The sequence below is a fragment of the Streptomyces misionensis genome (assembly GCF_007896895.1).
Taxonomy (GTDB): domain Bacteria; phylum Actinomycetota; class Actinomycetes; order Streptomycetales; family Streptomycetaceae; genus Streptomyces; species Streptomyces misionensis_A.
This window is the reverse complement of sequence record NZ_VOGW01000040.1, coordinates 17,185-32,844: the sequence shown is the minus strand read 5'-3', so window position 1 is coordinate 32,844 and position 15,660 is coordinate 17,185. Positions and strand designations below refer to the sequence as shown.

16 protein-coding genes are annotated in these 15,660 nt (G+C 75.9%); 9 read left to right on the top strand and 7 right to left on the bottom strand.

The window, feature by feature from the left end; genetic code table 11:
• Positions 1–273 precede the first annotated feature (273 nt).
• From FRZ03_RS06615 to FRZ03_RS06600, 4 genes are all read right to left on the bottom strand, one after another.
• Complete coding sequence (locus FRZ03_RS06615; protein WP_146464201.1) at positions 274–1,638, bottom strand: FAD-dependent oxidoreductase; 1,365 nt, start codon at positions 1,636–1,638, stop codon at positions 274–276.
• Positions 1,639–1,811: 173 nt separating this feature from the next.
• Positions 1,812–2,468: a lipoprotein gene (locus FRZ03_RS06610; RefSeq protein WP_146464200.1), complete on the bottom strand. Its 657-nt coding sequence runs from the start codon at positions 2,466–2,468 to the stop codon at positions 1,812–1,814.
• Positions 2,469–2,532: 64 nt separating this feature from the next.
• Positions 2,533–2,868, bottom strand: a complete 336-nt coding sequence (locus tag FRZ03_RS06605) for a hypothetical protein (RefSeq protein ID WP_146464199.1) — start codon at positions 2,866–2,868, stop codon at positions 2,533–2,535.
• 70 nt (positions 2,869–2,938) lie between these two features.
• Complete coding sequence (locus FRZ03_RS06600) at positions 2,939–3,580, bottom strand: class I SAM-dependent methyltransferase (RefSeq protein ID WP_146464198.1); 642 nt, start codon at positions 3,578–3,580, stop codon at positions 2,939–2,941.
• Positions 3,581–3,700: 120 nt separating this feature from the next.
• Between FRZ03_RS06600 and FRZ03_RS06595 the strand changes: the two genes are divergently transcribed.
• On the top strand, positions 3,701–4,153 hold the full coding sequence (locus tag FRZ03_RS06595; RefSeq protein WP_146464197.1) for a flavodoxin family protein: 453 nt from the start codon (positions 3,701–3,703) through the stop codon (positions 4,151–4,153).
• A gap of 9 nt (positions 4,154–4,162) precedes the next feature.
• Here FRZ03_RS06595 and FRZ03_RS06590 read toward each other — a convergent pair whose 3' ends face one another.
• Together FRZ03_RS06590 and FRZ03_RS06585 are read right to left on the bottom strand one after the other, a co-directional pair.
• Positions 4,163–4,909, bottom strand: coding sequence for a polysaccharide deacetylase family protein (locus FRZ03_RS06590; RefSeq protein WP_146464196.1), 747 nt, complete (start codon positions 4,907–4,909; stop codon positions 4,163–4,165).
• A complete protein-coding gene (locus FRZ03_RS06585; protein ID WP_146464195.1) occupies positions 4,906–6,321 on the bottom strand; it encodes an MGDG synthase family glycosyltransferase in 1,416 nt (471 codons plus the stop codon). Before FRZ03_RS06585 ends, FRZ03_RS06590 begins: the two co-directional genes overlap by 4 nt.
• 182 nt (positions 6,322–6,503) lie before the next feature.
• Between FRZ03_RS06585 and FRZ03_RS06580 the strand changes: the two genes are divergently transcribed.
• From FRZ03_RS06580 to FRZ03_RS06545, 8 genes are all read left to right on the top strand, one after another.
• The gene (locus FRZ03_RS06580; RefSeq protein ID WP_146464194.1) at positions 6,504–6,917 is read left to right on the top strand and encodes a BlaI/MecI/CopY family transcriptional regulator; all 414 of its coding nucleotides are present in this window, start codon (positions 6,504–6,506) and stop codon (positions 6,915–6,917) included.
• Positions 6,918–6,921: 4 nt separating this feature from the next.
• Entirely contained in the window at positions 6,922–7,920 is a 999-nt protein-coding gene (locus FRZ03_RS06575; RefSeq protein WP_146464193.1) for a M56 family metallopeptidase, read from the top strand.
• A 129-nt stretch (positions 7,921–8,049) separates the two neighbouring features.
• Positions 8,050–8,988: an ABC transporter ATP-binding protein gene (locus FRZ03_RS06570; RefSeq protein WP_146464192.1), complete on the top strand. Its 939-nt coding sequence runs from the start codon at positions 8,050–8,052 to the stop codon at positions 8,986–8,988.
• Positions 8,985–9,833 carry an ABC transporter permease gene (locus FRZ03_RS06565; protein WP_146464191.1) on the top strand — a complete coding sequence of 283 codons (849 nt, stop codon included), beginning with the start codon at positions 8,985–8,987 and terminating at the stop codon, positions 9,831–9,833. The genes FRZ03_RS06570 and FRZ03_RS06565 overlap by 4 nt, the downstream gene beginning before the upstream one ends.
• A gap of 25 nt (positions 9,834–9,858) precedes the next feature.
• A complete protein-coding gene (locus FRZ03_RS06560) occupies positions 9,859–11,151 on the top strand; it encodes a sensor histidine kinase (RefSeq protein WP_146464190.1) in 1,293 nt (430 codons plus the stop codon).
• The gene (locus FRZ03_RS06555; protein WP_146464189.1) at positions 11,148–11,810 is read left to right on the top strand and encodes a response regulator; all 663 of its coding nucleotides are present in this window, start codon (positions 11,148–11,150) and stop codon (positions 11,808–11,810) included. Before FRZ03_RS06560 ends, FRZ03_RS06555 begins: the two co-directional genes overlap by 4 nt.
• A 269-nt stretch (positions 11,811–12,079) precedes the next feature.
• Positions 12,080–14,698 (top strand): acetoacetate decarboxylase family protein, encoded by a 2,619-nt coding sequence (locus tag FRZ03_RS06550; protein ID WP_146464188.1) that lies wholly within the window; start codon positions 12,080–12,082, stop codon positions 14,696–14,698.
• Between the two features lie 26 nt (positions 14,699–14,724).
• A complete protein-coding gene (locus FRZ03_RS06545) occupies positions 14,725–15,018 on the top strand; it encodes a hypothetical protein (protein WP_146464187.1) in 294 nt (97 codons plus the stop codon).
• A gap of 158 nt (positions 15,019–15,176) precedes the next feature.
• Here the strand turns inward: FRZ03_RS06545 and FRZ03_RS06540 are convergent.
• On the bottom strand, positions 15,177–15,660 hold a 484-nt coding region (locus FRZ03_RS06540; protein ID WP_186785279.1), incomplete at its 5' end, for an ATP-binding protein.

Genomic DNA, 15,660 nt, shown 5'->3' with positions numbered 1-15,660 from the left:
GCCGGACGGTGTCGCGCAGCCCGGTGACGGTCTCGGGAGCGGAGGAGGAGCGCCGGGCGTCGTCGAAGCGGGCGTACGCGCCGGCTCCGGTCGGCGGGACCGCCGTCGCCGCCGCGGTGATCACTGTCGCGCGCCTGGTGAACATACGTCTCCCCCCGAGTGGCCATGTTCGGCGGGGAGTTCGACGGACGGCGCGAGGGCGCCGCCCGCGGCCGCGTCCGCCCCGCGCGCAGGCGGGTGCCTCCGGAGCGGAGCGGACGGAGCCGGCGCGGCTCAGGCGCCGCTCTCGCGCAGCATGTCCTCGCGCTCGACGAGCTTCACCCGCTCGCGGCCCTGCGGCTCGCCCAGGGCGCGTTCGGCGGCGTCGAGGCGGTACCAGCCCTCCCAGGTGGTGTAGCGGACGTTGCGCTCGGCGAGGAACGCGTCCACGGCCTCCGGCGCGGGCGAGGAGGGGGTGTGCAGCCGGCCGTTGGCGTGGTCGTCCAGCAGGTTGGCGACCGTCTCGTTGGCGTCGCCCTTGGTGTGGCCGATGAGGCCGACCGGGCCGCGCCGGATCCACCCGGTGACGTAGGTGGACTGGAGGTGCGTGCCGCCTTCCTCGACGACCCGGCCGCCCTCGTCCGGGACGGTGCCCGAGTCGATGTCCCAGGGCAGCTTGGGCAGCTTCTCCGAGAGGTAGCCGACGGCGCGGTAGACGGCGGTGACGTCCCAGTCCTTGAACTCGCCGGTGCCCTTGACGTTGCCGGTGCCGTCGAGGGCGGTGCGCTCGGTGCGCAGGCCGACGACCTTGCCGTCCTCGCCGAGGATCTCCGCGGGCGACTCGAAGAAGTGCAGGAAGAGCTTGTGCGGGCGGTCGCCGACGTCCCGGATCGCCCAGTTCTCGAGCGTCTTGGCGACCATGTCGGCCTGCTTGTTGCCGCGCCGGGTCTCGATGGAGCCCGCGTCGTAGTCGATGTCCTCGGGGTCGACGATGACCTCGATGTTGGGGGAGTGGTCCAGCTCGCGCAGCTCCATCGGGCTGAACTTCGCCTGCGCCGGGCCCCGGCGGCCGAAGACGTGGATCTCCAGGGCCTTGTTGGCCTTCAGCCCGTCGTAGACGTTCGGCGGGATCTCGGTGGGCAGCAGCTCGTCGGCGGTCTTGGCGAGGATGCGGGCGACGTCCAGGGCCACGTTGCCGACGCCGAGCACGGCGACCTTCTCGGCCTCCAGCGGCCAGGTGCGCGGCACGTCCGGGTGGCCGTCGTACCAGGAGACGAAGTCGGCGGCGCCGTAGGAACCGTCGAGGTCGATGCCGGGTATGGACAGCGCGCGGTCGGCCATCGCACCGGTGGAGAAGATCACCGCGTCGTAGAAGGCGCGCAGGTCGTCCAGGCTGATGTCCGTCGGGTAGGCGACGTTGCCGAACAGCCGGACCTGCGGCTTGTCCAGCACCTGGTGCAGGGCGGTGACGATGCCCTTGATCCGCGGGTGGTCGGGCGCGACGCCGTAGCGGATCAGGCCGAACGGGGCGGGCATGCGCTCGAAGAGGTCGATGGAGACGCCGGGGTCGGTGGCCGCCTCGGACTTGAGCAGGGCGTCGGCGGCGTAGATCCCCGCGGGACCGGCTCCGACGATGGCTACCCGCAGGGGGCGCGGCATGATCAGTTTCCCTTCGAGCGTGAAACAGTCGACTCGATCGGGAAGCCTAAGCTAAGGCAGACCTAACCAGGTACGCGGGTCCCGTCTATGACCTCATAAGAGGGTCTTATGGCATCCCCAGGGGTCCCTTATGGGGCTTCGGGCGCCCTGCCCGGCCGCTCCACCGGGGTCGCCTACCCGGCCACCTTCAGCGTTCGCTTGGCCAGCTCGTAGGCCGGGAGCATGGCGTCGTGCTCGGCCGAGTCCAACCCGCCGAGATGGACGACCACCGGACCGCCGGGAGTGTTCACCGCGAAGGCGCACTCCCTCTTGGCCTCGTCCAGCAGCTCGCTGGTGGAGGTGTACTCCACCTCCGCGCCGCGCAGGCCGCCGCCCGTGGTGAACGCCCGGTACCGCTCCTTGCCGACATGGCCCTGCGCCGCGACGAACCCCCGCAGCACGCCGTGCGCGTCGGCGTCGCCCGCCCGGCCGGTCCACACGCGCAGGAAGCCGATGTGGCCGGCCGGCTTGGCGTCGATCTCGCAGGCGGCCGTGACCGGGCCCTGCCGCAGCAGCGCCGCGCCGGGCTCGTCGTCCTGCGCGCCCCGGGCGTCGACCGACTCGGCCGTCCAGTCCTCGGCGATGTCGAAACGGACGGGCAGCGCGCAGGGCGAACCGGCGGCGCCGATCGTCGCGCCGCTCACCACCGCCGGGTCCTTCGTCCCGGTTCCCGCCCCGGCTTTGGCCCCGCCCGGCCGCGGCCCGCTCGTGGCGTCCTGTCCCGCGCAGCCGCCCAGCACCGCGGCGAGCGTCACCGCCGCGACCGCCCGGACCCCCACCTTGACCCGCATGTCCGTCTCCCCTCCGGTTCAGCGCGGTCACTGTAGCCGAGGGTGACGGCAACCCCCGCCCGGATCAGGCGGGATGGGTCAGCGCCTCCTTCTGCAACTGCACCGCCGCCAGCAGACTCAGGCTCGGCTCCGCCTGCCGCAGCGCCTTCGTCGCCGCGACCGAGGAGAGGTCGCCGGTGAAGCCGACGGCCGCCAGCCGGGAGCGGGTCCAGTCGGCGCGCAGCTGTGTCGCGGTGGCTTCGGCGGTGGATTCGACCAGCGCGACGGCCCGTTCCAGCCCCGGCCGTTCCTCGGGCGAGGCCGCCACCAGCGCCTCGCGCAGCGCCGCCGCCACCACGTCCGCGTCCCGGATGACCAGCACGCTGTTGTGTTTCCTGTTCAGTCCCGTGAGTCCTGCCATGCCCGCCATCCTCGCCGCCGGGGACCCGCGGGGCCAAGCGGCTTGAGGAAGACCAGAGCCCGGCCGGGAATCAGTCCGCGGGGCGCCGGCAGTGCAGGAACAGCTGCGGCTCGGGCGTGGCGTCGGGGTGGGCCGGTGCGAACTCGACGCGCTCGCGCGCCAGTACGGTCAGCCCGGCGCGGGCCACCATCTCCTCGAAGGCCTCGGGAGCGAAGCTCGTCACCCGCACCGGCCGGCCCATGAACAGCCCCTGGGCGTCCTCGACGTCGAAGGGCACGGTGGCCAGCGCCACCGGCCCGCCCGGCCGGACCGCCCGCGCCAGCCTGCGCACCACCGCCTCCTGCTCGGACCGGTCCATCTGAAGCAGTGAGAAGTAGGCGCAGGCCGCGTCGAACGTCCCGTCCTCCAGCGGGAGTTCGCGGATGTCGGCCCGGCGGAACTCGGCGCCGGGCACCTGCCGGGCGGCCAGCTCCACCATCACCGGGGACACATCGACGCCGAGCACCCGGTGGCCGGCCCCGGCGAGGGTCTCGGCGGTCGGCCGCCCGGTCCCGCTGCCCACGTCCAGCACCCGGCTGCCCGGCGCCAGCCGCTCCAGCAGCCACCGCAGGGACGCCCGGTGGGTCTCGGAGGAGGCGAACGCCTTCTCGTAGTCGAGTCCCAGCGCGTCGAACACCTCGGCCGCCGGCACCCGGCGCTCCTCCTCGGCCACCACGGCTCCTCCCGTCGCACGGCGTCGATGCCGCGCATCCTCGCACCCCGCGCGGCCGCCCACAACGACCACGGGGCGGCCCGTTTGCGCACCGGGCGCCGGACCCGGCAGGGTGCTGCCGTGCCCACCTTGCTGATCGTCCACCACACCCCGTCGCCCAACTGCCAGGCGCTGTTCGAGGCCGTCGTCTCGGGTGCCACGGCACCGGAGATCGAGGGCGTCCGGGTGGTCCGCCGCGCGGCCCTCGCGGCCACCGCCACCGACGTCCTCGACGCCGACGGCTATCTCCTCGGCACGCCCGCGAACCTCGGCTACCTCTCCGGCGCCCTCAAGCACTTCTTCGACCAGATCTACTACCCCTGCCTGGACGAGACCCGGGGCCGCCCCTTCGGCTCCTACATCCACGGCGGCAGCGACGTCACCGGCGCCGCGCGCGCCCTCGACTCCATCACCACCGGCCTCGGCTGGCGCCGCGCGGCCGAACCGGTCACGGTGACGGGAACGCCGGGCAAGGCCGACACCGAGGCGTGCTGGGAGCTGGGCGCCACCCTCGCGGCGGGCCTGGCCGGCTGACCCCGCCGCTCACGCCGCGCGCCGGCCGCCCGCCCACCCGTGCTCGCACAGCGGACCCACTTCCAGGCCCCGCCGGTCACAGGTGTCCAGGATGCGCGGCAGGGCGCCCAGGGTGGCGCGCCAGGAGCCGGGGGCGGAGGTGCAGTCGGAGTCGTGGAGCAGGATGGTGCCGCCGCCGCGCAGGTCCCGCACGACCGTGCGGTGCACGGACGCGGGGGTGGCCCGGGCGGTCCAGTCCTCGCCCCAGCAGGTCCACAGCACCGGCGTCAGACCCAGCCGGCGGGCGGCCAGATGGCCGGCGGACGACATCACGCCGTAGGGCGGCCGGAACAGGACCGGACGCCGGCCGGTGAGATCGCCGACCAGGTCCCGGGCGCGGGCGAGGTCGTCGTGGGTCGCCCGCGGTCCGCGCAGCAGCAGCGGGCGGTGCAGCCAGCCGTGGACGCCGATCTCGTGGCCCTCGGCCGCGATCTCGCGCACCAGCCCGGGGCTGCGCCGGGCCTCGCCGCCGAGCAGGAAGAACGTCGCACGCACCCCGCGCGCGGCCAGCGCGCTCAGGAACAGCGGAGTGGAGCGCGGATCGGGCCCGTCGTCGAAGGTCAGGGCGACATGACCGGCCCGGCCCCGTCCGGCCAGCCGGGGCATGGCGCGATTGCGCAGCGGGCCGAACGTGGTGACCACCGGCGCGGCGTGCACGGCGGCGAGAACGGGCAGCGCGGCCAGGGCGGCGCCGCGCAGGGCGGGTGTGACGGTCATGGGCGGTGGCTCCTGCGGTGCGGGGCGCCCGGGGCGCCGGTGTTCGGGGTGTGGGCCGCGCCCTCGAAGTGCAGCTCGTGGCCGAGGGCCTGGATCAGACGGGGACCGTCGTCGGTGGTGGCGACCGCCGTGCCGATCGCGGTCACCCACAGGGCGCAGGCGACCGAGGTGACGGCGACGAGCCGGCGCGGGCGTCCGCCGCGCCGCCGTTTCGGTGCGGGTACGGGCAGGCCCGCGGTGGTCGTCCGGGCGATGCGCGCGATCTCGGCGGCCGGGCCGCCCCCGGCGTCGGCGAACAGCGCCAGCCCGGCCGCGCGCTGCCGCAGCCCCCGCGCCCCCCGGGCCAACTCGGCCACCACCGGGGCGAGTCGGCCGGGCTCCCGGATCCAGGCGGCGACGCCCGCCTCCTCCAGCGCGGCGGCGTTGGTCTGCCCGTGCCCGGGTATGCAGCGGTAACTCGCCACCGGCAGGCCCGCGGCGAAGGCCTCCAGGGAGGTCAGGCCACCCGCGTTCTGCACCAGTACGTCGGCGGCGTGCATCAGCCCGGGCATGTCGTCCACCCAGCCGAAGGCGTGCTCGACGCCGTCGGCGCGCAGCCGTGCGGCCAGCGCCGTGTTGCGGCCGCACACCACCACCGGCACCGCGACCCCGGACGCCCGCAGCTCCATGGCCACCTGCCGGACCGGGCCCACGCCCCACGAACCGGCGACCAGCAGGGCCAGCGGCGCGTGCGCGGGCAGGCCGAAACGGGCGCGGGCGGCGGCGCGCGCGTCCTCGTCGGCCGGGCGGAAGCGGGGGTCGGTGACCGGCCCGGTCACCCGCACGTCTTGCGCCCCGGCGCCCCGGGCCTGCCCGGCGGGCACGGCGTGGGCCGCGAGATGGACGTCGATGCCCTCGGCCACCCACAGCGGATGCACCGAGAAGTCGGTCAGATAGGTGAGCGCCGGCACGGTCAGCCGGCCCGAACGGCGCAGCCCGCCCAGGACCCGGCTGGCGCCCGGATAGGTGGAGACGACCGCCCGGGTGCCCGCCGGCAGGGCCCGCAGCACCCGCTCCTCGGTGCGGCGCAGCAGTGCCGCCGCGAGTGGGCCGCCGCCCCCCGCGCGTTCGGTGCTGCGGTAGATGCGCTGGTAGGCCCAGGGCGCCGTGAGCAGCATCCGGTGGTAGCCGTCCCGGATGAGCCGGCCGGTGCGGGCGGGCAGCAGGTCCAGCAGGTCGAGCCGGTCCACGGTGAAGCCGTCCGCCATGAGCCGGCGGGCCAGTTCGGCGGCGGCGCCGTCGTGCCCGGCGCCGATGCCGGCGGACAGGAGCGTGACCCGCTCGGCCGGCGCCGCGGGCCCGGCGGGCGGTGCGGTGCGCAGGGTGGCGGCCGCCAGGGCACGCAGATGGGCCGTACTTCCGAGGTGGGGCATGGGTGTGCCTTCCGCGCGGAGCAGCAGGAGGGGGAGTCCGCGCGGGAGCCGGGCGGAGCGACCGAACTCTACAACATGTAGTAGATAACCTCGTACGACATGTAGGAGCAGGCGGGTAGGCTGGTCCGCCGAACCGTCAAGGCCGGGCAAAAGCCCGACGGGGGGCGCGAGGAGGGAAGACAATGCGCGACCGAGCGAGCGACACGGGCGGAGAGTCGCCCGGCCGGAGGGCCCGCGGTGAACTGGAGAGCGGCGTACTGGCCGTGCTCTGGGCCGCCGACCGGCCGCTGACCGCCCGGCAGGTCCTCGACGGGCTCCCCGGCGACCTGGCGTACACCACCGTGCTGACCATCCTGTCCCGCCTGTACGACAAGGGCATGCTGGTCCGGCGGCGCGAGGGCCGCGGCTACGCCTACGCCCCCGCCCGCGACGAGGCCTCCGACACCGCCGCCAGGATGCGCACCCTGCTGGACCGCGGCTCGGACCGGGAGGCGGTGCTCGCCCGCTTCGTCTCCGAACTCTCCGCGGCGGACGAGCAGGTGCTCCAGCGGCTGCTCGGCGGGTCCGACCCGGGCCGCCCCGGCGAGGGGGTGTGAGCGGGTGACCTTCACCGTCTACGTGCCGCTGGTGGTGACCGTCGTCCTCGCGGTGCTCGCCCCCGCCGCCCGCCGGCTGCCGCCCCGCGCCGCCGCCCGCTCCCTGGCCTGCGCCGCGCTGGTGACGGCCACCGGCTGGCTCGGCTCCCTCGCCCTGCTCTCCTTCACCGGTCTCGCGCAGATCCCCGAGGTCGCCGAGCGGGGCCACTGGTCGGTGGCCGCGCTGCGCGCCGAGGACCCGGTCTCCCTGGCCGTCGCCGTACTGGGCGCGCTCGGCCTGATCGCCGCGCTCGGCTCGCTCGCCGTGGCCGCAGTACGGCAGACCCGGCAACTGCTGTGGGCCCGGCGGGAGGCCGCGGCGGTGCCCGGCGACACTGAACTGACCGTCCTCGACGACGAGGTGCCGCAGGCCTTCGCGCTGCCCGGCGCGCCCGGCCGGATCGTGGTCTCCCGCGGCATGCTGCGCTGTCTCGGCGACGACGAACGAGCCGCCCTGCTCGCCCACGAACGGGCCCACCTGCGCGGCCGGCACCACCTCTACCTCGCCCTGTGGCGGCTCACGGCCGCCGTCACCCCGCTGCTGCGCCCGCTCGCCGACGCGGGCGGCTTCGTGCTGGAACGCTGGGCCGACGAGGACGCCGCCGCACACGTGGGCAGCCGCACGGTGGTCGCCCGCGCCGTCGGCCGTGCCGCCCTGGCCTCCGCCGCCGCGCACCGCCGCCCCCAACTCGCCGCGACCGGCGGCGCGGTGCCGCAGCGGGTGCGGGCCCTGCTGGCTCCCCCTCCGGCACCGCGGGCCCTGCCGCTCGTGGCCGGCGCGGTGCTGCTGGCGCTGTGCTGCGCCAGCCTCGCCGAGGCCGCGTCCGACAGCGAGCGCATGGTCGTGTCGGCCCGCATCGCGCAGTGCGCCACCGCCCGCCCGGCCCCGGTCGCCGCCGACCCGGACGGCGCGTCGCACCGGCATCCGCACTGCCGCCCGCACCGGCACACCAGGCCGCTGTAGTACCCCGGTACCACCCCCTCTGCCCCGTTCAGCCCCCGGTACCACGGGTTCGCGGGGTCACGGCGCCTAGCGTGGCGAGTGAGGCGTCAGGCGTGACGGACGCCACAGCCCGCGACAGAGGGAGTGCGAATGATCGACGCGCGACGACTGACCAAGAGGTACGGCGAGAAGACGGCGGTCGACGGACTGGACTTCGTGGTCAGACCCGGCACCGTCACCGGCTTCCTCGGCCCCAACGGCGCCGGGAAGTCCACCACCATGCGCATGATCGTCGGCCTCGACGCCCCGACGAGCGGCTCCGTCACCGTCAACGGCCGCCGCTACGCCGGTCACCGCGCCCCGCTCCAGGAGGTCGGCGCCCTGCTGGAGGCGAAGTCCGTGCACCCCGGCCGCACCGCCTACCAGCACCTGCGCGCGCTCGCGCTGACCCACGGCATCCCGCGCCGCCGGGTCGAGGAGGTCATCGAACTCGCCGGTCTGGGCAGCGTCGCCGGAAAGCGGGCCGGTTCCTTCTCGCTCGGCATGGGCCAGCGGCTCGGCATCGCCGCGGCCCTGCTCGGCGACCCCCGCACGGTGATGCTGGACGAGCCCGTCAACGGCCTCGACCCCGAGGGCGTCCTGTGGATCCGCAACCTGCTGACCTCGCTCGCGGCCGAGGGCCGGACCGTGTTCGTCTCCTCCCACCTGATGAGCGAGGTCGCCCTGGTCGCGGACCACCTGATCGTGGTGGGCCGCGGCCGGCTGCTCGCCGACACGACCGTACGCGACCTGGTGCGCGAGGCGGGCGGCGACACCGTGACGGTCGCCACCGAGGACCCGGCGCGGCTGCGGGAGGTGCTCGCCGGACCCGGCGTGGAGATCACCGGCCGGGTCGGCTCTGAGGAACTCCAGGTCACCGGGGTGAGCGCCCGCCGGATCGGGCTGACCGCGGCCGAGCACGGAATCCCCCTGTTCGAGCTGACCACCAAGGTGGTGTCACTCGAATCCGCCTTCATGGAACTGACCAGGGACGCCGTCGAGTACCACGGCACCACCACCGGCACCGACCGCACCGGGAGCGCCGCATGAGCACCCTCACCGAGACCGGCAACCCCACCGGGAGCGCCGAGGCCGAGCCCGGCCGCCCCGCCTACCGCGTCACCGGACGGCGGGTCCTCGCCTCCGAGTGGGCCAAGCTCTGGTCCCTGCGCTCCACCTGGATCACCCTCGGCCTGGGACTGCTGTTCCTGGTCGCCTTCGGCGTCATCGCCGCGAGCCGCTACACGTCCATGACCGGATCGCCCCGGATGGACCGGGACTTCGCCCGCTCCACGGCCTTGAGCCTGTCCCTGTTCGGCGCCAACTTCGCCCAACTCGCCCTCGGCGTGCTCGGCGTGCTGGTCACGGCGGGGGAGTACTCCACCGGCATGATCCGCTCCACCATGGCCGCGGTGCCGCGCCGGCTGCCCGTGCTGTGGTGCAAGGCGGCGGTGTACGGGCTGGTCGCGCTGGTCGTCGGCACCGCCGGCGCCTGGATCGCCTTCCTGATCGGCAGCCGGATCGTCGCCGACACCCCCGCCGCCCTGACCCTGGGGCACGCGGGCGTCGTCAGGGGCCTGCTGGGCGCCGGACTCTACCTCGGCCTGGTCGGTGTGATCGGCGCCGCCCTGGGCGCCCTGCTGCGCTCGGTGGCCGGCGGCATCTCGGTGCTGGTCGCCGTCTTCATGCTCGTCCCCGGCCTCGCCTCGCTGCTGCCGAGCTCCTGGCAGGACGACCTCACCCCCTACCTGCCGAGCAACGCGGGCCAGGCGATGTACGCCCTCACCCACGACGCCACCACCCTGACGCCCGGCACCGGACTGCTCGTCTTCCTCGGCTGGACCGCGCTCGCGCTCGCCGGCGCCGCGTACCGGTTGCGCCGCGGTGACGTCTGACCTCCCGTACGGCGCGGGACCTGCCATGACCACGGCGGACCTCGGCGCGATGGGGCCGCTTGCCGCCCGGCTCGGCCGGGCCGGCAGGCGGCTGCGGCGCGCCGACCGCGCCCGCCCCTGGGTACTGGACACCGCGCTGGTGGCCGTGGTCTTCCTGCTGTTCTGTCTGCCGGACCTGCTGCACGGCGGCGTCGTGGACGCCGAAGGACCGCGCCGGTTCCGGCTCGCCTTCGCCCGGCTGCCGCTCGCGGCCATGCTCGCCCTCCAGGCGGGCCTGGTGCTGCCGCTGCTGTGGCGCCGGCGCCGCCCCGCCACCGCCTTCGGCGCGATCGCCGCCGTGTTCGTCCTCCAATGGTCCCTGGGCGCGGCCCTGCACGCGGACGTCGCCCTCTTCCTCGCCCTGTACAGCCTGGCCCTGCACGGCCGGCCGCGCCGGCTGCCCGTTGCCTGCGCGGTGATGGCGGCGGCCCTGGCCCTGGTCGCGGCGCGGGCGTCGGTGGTCGTGTCGGTGACGGACGCGCTGTTCTTCCTGCTGAGCACGGCGACCGCGGCCCTCGCGCTCGGCCTGGTGATCCGCATCCGCCGCGCCCAGCTCGCCGCGCTGCGGGACCGGGCGGCGCGGCTGGAGACGGAGCGCGACCAGCGCAGCAGACTGGCCGCCGCCTCCGAACGGGCGCGGATGGCACGGGAGATGCACGACATCGTCGGGCACAACCTGTCCGTCATCATCACCCTCGCCGACGCGGGCGCCCGTGCCTGCGCCGCCGACCCCGCGCGCGGCGAGGAGGCGCTCGGGCTGATCGGCGACACCGGACGCCAGGCGCTCGGCGAACTCCGGCGTGTCCTGGGCGTGTTGCGGGACGCCGACGGCCCCGCGCCCGGCCGGTTTGGCCTCGGCCCGTCCGAACTCAGCCCGCAGCCCGGCCTCGCGGACATCGGTGCGCTGTGCCAGGGCGTGCGCGCCGCCGGCCTCGACGTCGTCTACCGGACCGCCGGGAACACCGAAGCCCTCGACGGGGGCGTGCAGTTGACCGTCTACCGGATCGTGCAGGAAGCCATGACCAACACCTTGAAGCACGCGGGCAGCGGCACCCGGGTGGACCTCGCGATCGACGTCGAGGACACCCGGCTCGGCATCCGCGTCCGCGACACCGGCCGGACCGGCACAGGACGGCGAAACGCGGACGGGCAGGGCCTGTCGGGTATGCGTGAACGGGCCGCGCTCTACGGCGGACACGTCAGCGCGGGCCCCGCCCCGGGCGGCGGCTGGACGGTGGCGGCCACTCTCGACCTCACCGCGCGGGAGGGCACCGCGTGACCACCGTGCTCATCGTGGACGACCAGCCGCTGCAACGGTACGGCTTCCGCATGCTGCTCGGCTCGGTGCCCGGCACCGAGGTGGTCGGCGAGGCCGAGCACGGCGCCGAGGCCGTGCGCAGGGCCGCCGAACTGCGCCCGGACGTCGTGCTGATGGACATCCGCATGCCCGGGATGGACGGCATCGAGGCCACCCGCCGCATCGTCGCAGCCGGACAGCGCTCGCGCGTCCTCGTGCTCACCACCTTCGACCTGGACGAGTACGTGCACGCGGCCCTGCGCGCCGGTGCCAGCGGCTTTCTGCTGAAGGACGCCCGCCCCGACGAACTGCTGGCCGGCATCCGCGCCGTCTCGGCCGGCGACGCGGTGATCGCGCCCGCCCTCACCCGCCGCCTGCTGGACGAGTTCGCCCGCTACGGCGCCGCCCGTGCCGGCGCCGACGACCCCCGCCTCGGCCGCCTGACCGAGCGGGAACGCGAGATCCTGGTCGCCATCGGCAAGGGCTGGTCCAACGGCGAGATCGCCGCCCGCCTCGTCCTGTCCGAGTCCACGGTGAAGACGCACGTCGGCCGGGTCCTGGCCAAGACCGGCGCCCGCGACCGCGTCCAGGCGGTGATCTTCGCCTACGACCTCGGACTGGCCCGGCCGGGTGCCCGCTGACCCCCTCGCCGGGCGCCCTGCACCTCGGCACCCCGCGGCATGCCTGGGCCGGACGGGTGACGGGGCGCGGCGCGGGATCGTACGGGGCGCCCACCCGGCGGCCGTACGCCACCCGGCCGGGAACCGGCGCACCACACCGCACCGCCCGCCCCCGCCGGGAGCCCGGACGAAGGTGCGGCGCCGGTGGCACTGGCCCACGATGGACGCGGGTCGTGTCCCGTTCGACGCGGCCACAGCCGTCGTACGTCGTCGAGCCGAGGGAGCATCGGATGCGAGCGGACGGCACCGCACCCGGACGGCCCGCGCCGGGCGGTCCTGACCCGGGGGAAGTACTGCGCGGCTGCGCGCGGGACGTGCTGGAGGTCGCCGAGGGCATCCGCGCGGTCGCCGAGCGCACCGCCACCACCCTGCACGCCCCCGGTCTGACCGCCGCCGCCCGCAGCCGGCCCCGCACCGGCCTGGCGGCACGCTGGGCGCTGCGACGAGCCCTCACCGGCGGCCGGGGCCTCGGCGCCCCGGCGGCCACGACCCCGGTGGAGGGCCCCCGGCGCGGTGCCGCCCGTGCGCTCGGCGCCGCGGGCCGGGCGCTCGGCGGCGAGAGCCTGGCCGCCCTGGTGGCCCTCACCTCCCTGCGGCTGCGCGTGGCCGCCGTCCTCGCCGACCACCCCGAACTGGCGCAGGCCCCCGGGATGCGGCTGCTGACCCGGGCGCTCGCCGCCGAGCGCGACCGGGACGCCGTACGGGCCCTGCGTACCCTGCTGCACGACCGTACGGCCCAGCGCGCTCTGTCCGGGCTCGCCCCGCTGATATCCCAACTCCTCGCGGTCCGCGATGTGTTGGACGGAGACTCCGAAAGTGGCGCGGCGCCCGGCGCAGAGGGCGGGGCCGAGGCCGTGGACCTCGCCGACCAGCGCAGGCGGACCCTCGCCACCGAGGGGTCCTTCCTGGGCTTCCTGCGCAACATCGAGGTGCTCTCGACCGACGGGCGGATCCTCATACAGAACGTGCGCGGCCCGGACGCCGTCGTCCGCTATGTGCTCCAGGCCCCCGGCACGGCGCCCGGGCGCCCGCGCAGCGACGCCCCGCAGGACCTCGTCGGCGCCTGGCGCGATCTGTGCGGCACCGACTCGCCGTACACCCGCTCGCTCGTGCGGGCCGTGGCCGGCCACGGCATTCCACGCGGCGCCGAACTCGCCCTGATCGGCCACGGCGAGGGCGGTAACGCGGTGCTGAACCTCGCCCAGGACGAGGAGTTCTGCCGCACCTACCGGGTCACCCATGTCATCGCCGTCGGCTCCCCGGCCGGCGACCGCAAACCCGCCGACCCCCGCACCTGGGTGGCCACCGTCACCAACCGGTTCGACCTGGTGGCCGCCCCCGACGGCAGCAGCGCGGACGTGGGGGCCCTCCCGGACCGGGCGGGACCGGCGGTTCCTGCGGCCCCTGCTGGTACCGCCACTCCCACGAACCCTGCGGGCCCGGCGGACCCTGCGGACCGGACGGCCCCGGCGGCCCCCGCGGGCCCGGCGGCTCCCGTGGACCGGACGGACTCGGCCTTCGCGAGTCCGGCAGCTCCCGTGGCCCCCACCGGTGGGACGGCCCCCGGGACTCGGGTGGCCCGCACGGGCTCGGCGGCTCCCGTGGACCGGACGGCCCCGGCGGCCCCTGGGGCTTCCGTGCCTCGGACGGGCTCGGCGACCCCTGCCGACCGGACAGGCCCCGCGGCCTCCGCGCGTCCGGCGGCTCCCGCGGCCTCCGCGCGTCCGGCGGCTCCCGCGGACCGGACGCCCCCGGTGGCCCCCGCGAGCCCCGCGGCTCCGGGGAGTTCCGTGACCCGTACGGGTCCGGCGGGCCCAGCGGACCGCGTCGGCCCGACTGGTTCCGCCGTTCCCGCCGACCACACGGTTCCCCCGGCTCCGCCGTCGCGGGCGGGGCGGTACGACGTCGAGTACGCCGGTCCCGGTCGGGAGTTCCCGCTGTGTCACCGGCTGCGTGAGTACATCGAGCACCTCAGGACCCTGGTGCCCGCGGCGCGGGCGGACATCGACGAGGCGCTGACGCCCTACCGGGGCCCCGTCGTCCGCACCCAGGCGTACCGGCTCAAGGACCACGTCCACCCGCCCGCGGGCCACCCCTTCCTCACCCTGGCCACGGCGCCCGTGCGCACCACGGTCGGGCCCGTCGACGTGCCGGTGCGCTACTACGACTCCGCCGCCGCCCACCTCTGCTTCCCCGTCGACCCGGCAGCCGCCCGGAGCCTGCTGCCGGACGCCGCCTGGCTGACCCCGAGCCGGCTCGGCCACCGGGCCCTCGCGGTGCTCTCGGTGCACGAGCACCGCTGCACCACCATCGGCCCGTACACCGAGATCGCCCTGTCCGTCCTGGTGGACGACCTGTGGCGGCCACGCCCGTACGACGCCGTCACCGATCTGCTGCGCCGCGTGGACCTGCGCCGCACCGGCCGGTACGTCCTCTCCCTCGCCGTCACCACGGAGGCCGCCCGTGTGGTCGCCCAGGAGATCTGGGGCCAGCCGGCGCTGCGGATGCGCGTCGAGGCCGACCTGACGGGCCGGGAGATCCGCGCCCGCTCCCAGGACCTCGGGCTGGTGGTCGAGGGCCGTCTCGGGCCGGGGGTGCGCTGCCCCGACGCCGACCGGGCCCTCTACGGCCGCCGGGCCACCAGCACGGTGCGCACCCTGGTCCGGGCGCACGGCAGGCTCCGGCTGCACCCGGGCGCGGGCGTGCGGGTACGGCTGGGCACCGCGGCGGCCGAACCCCTCGCCGGGCAGCTGCGCCGGCTCGGCATCGACACGGCCCGGCCGCTGTTCGTGCTGGCCTGCCCGCAGTTCATGGCCCACCGTGGCGGCGGTGCCGTCCTCGCCCGTTGAAGCCCCTCATCACACCGGGAGTTTCCATGGTGACCGAGTCCCCCCGGGCGAGCACGGCCGGTGCCGACGAACTCCTCGCCCATGTCGGCCGGTTGCGGGCCGACGCCGACCTCATGGACGGCTACGCCCGCCGCCTGCGCGCCACCGCCGCCACGCTCGCCGCCTGCCCGGCGGCGCCCGGGTGGAGCCGTCCCGCGCTGGCCCGGCAGGCCGCCGCCTGTGCGTCGGCGGCGGACCGACTGCGGTCCGCCGCCGAGGCGTTGCTCACCCATGCGCGCGGCGACGGACCGGTCACGGGCTCCTGGACCGCCGCCCCGTGATCAGCCGGGCTGCTCCTCGGAGCCGGGCTTCGGGCGCGCGCCGGTCCAGGAGGGGTCGACGGCCGGGACGGGAACGGGGACGGGAACGGGGGAGATGTGGTGCACGGAATTCCTCCGGACTGGTGGGGGGATGGTCTGCGACGGACGGTCGGCAGACGTCAGACGGAAGCGAGCTCGGCCCAGACGACGCGGGCGGGCCGGCCGGGCGGGAAGGCGACGCCCCAGCCGCGGCTGACCGCATCGACCAGGAGCAGGCCGCGCCCGTGCTGGTCGTCGGGCCCGGGACGGCATGCCACCGGGAGCGCGACGTCCTCGTCCCCCGCCTCGTCCTCGACCTCGATGCGTATCCGCTCCGCCGTGCCGTCCAGCCGGCAGGTGATCCGGTTGCCGCCCGCGTGCACGAGCGCGTTGGTGACCAGCTCGGAGGTGACCAGCAGGGCGTCGTCCCGGACGCCCTCCGGTATGCCCCAGGCGGCCAGCAGCTCCCGTACCACCCGCCGGGCGGCGCCGACGGCAGTGGGCCGGGCGGCCAGGTCGAACGAGGCCGTGGAGACCGGGTGTTCGGACCCGGCGGCGGACCGGCCGGGCAGCCGCGGGCGGCGCCGGTCCGTGTCCGGCACCGGGACCTCGGCCGCCGCCCGG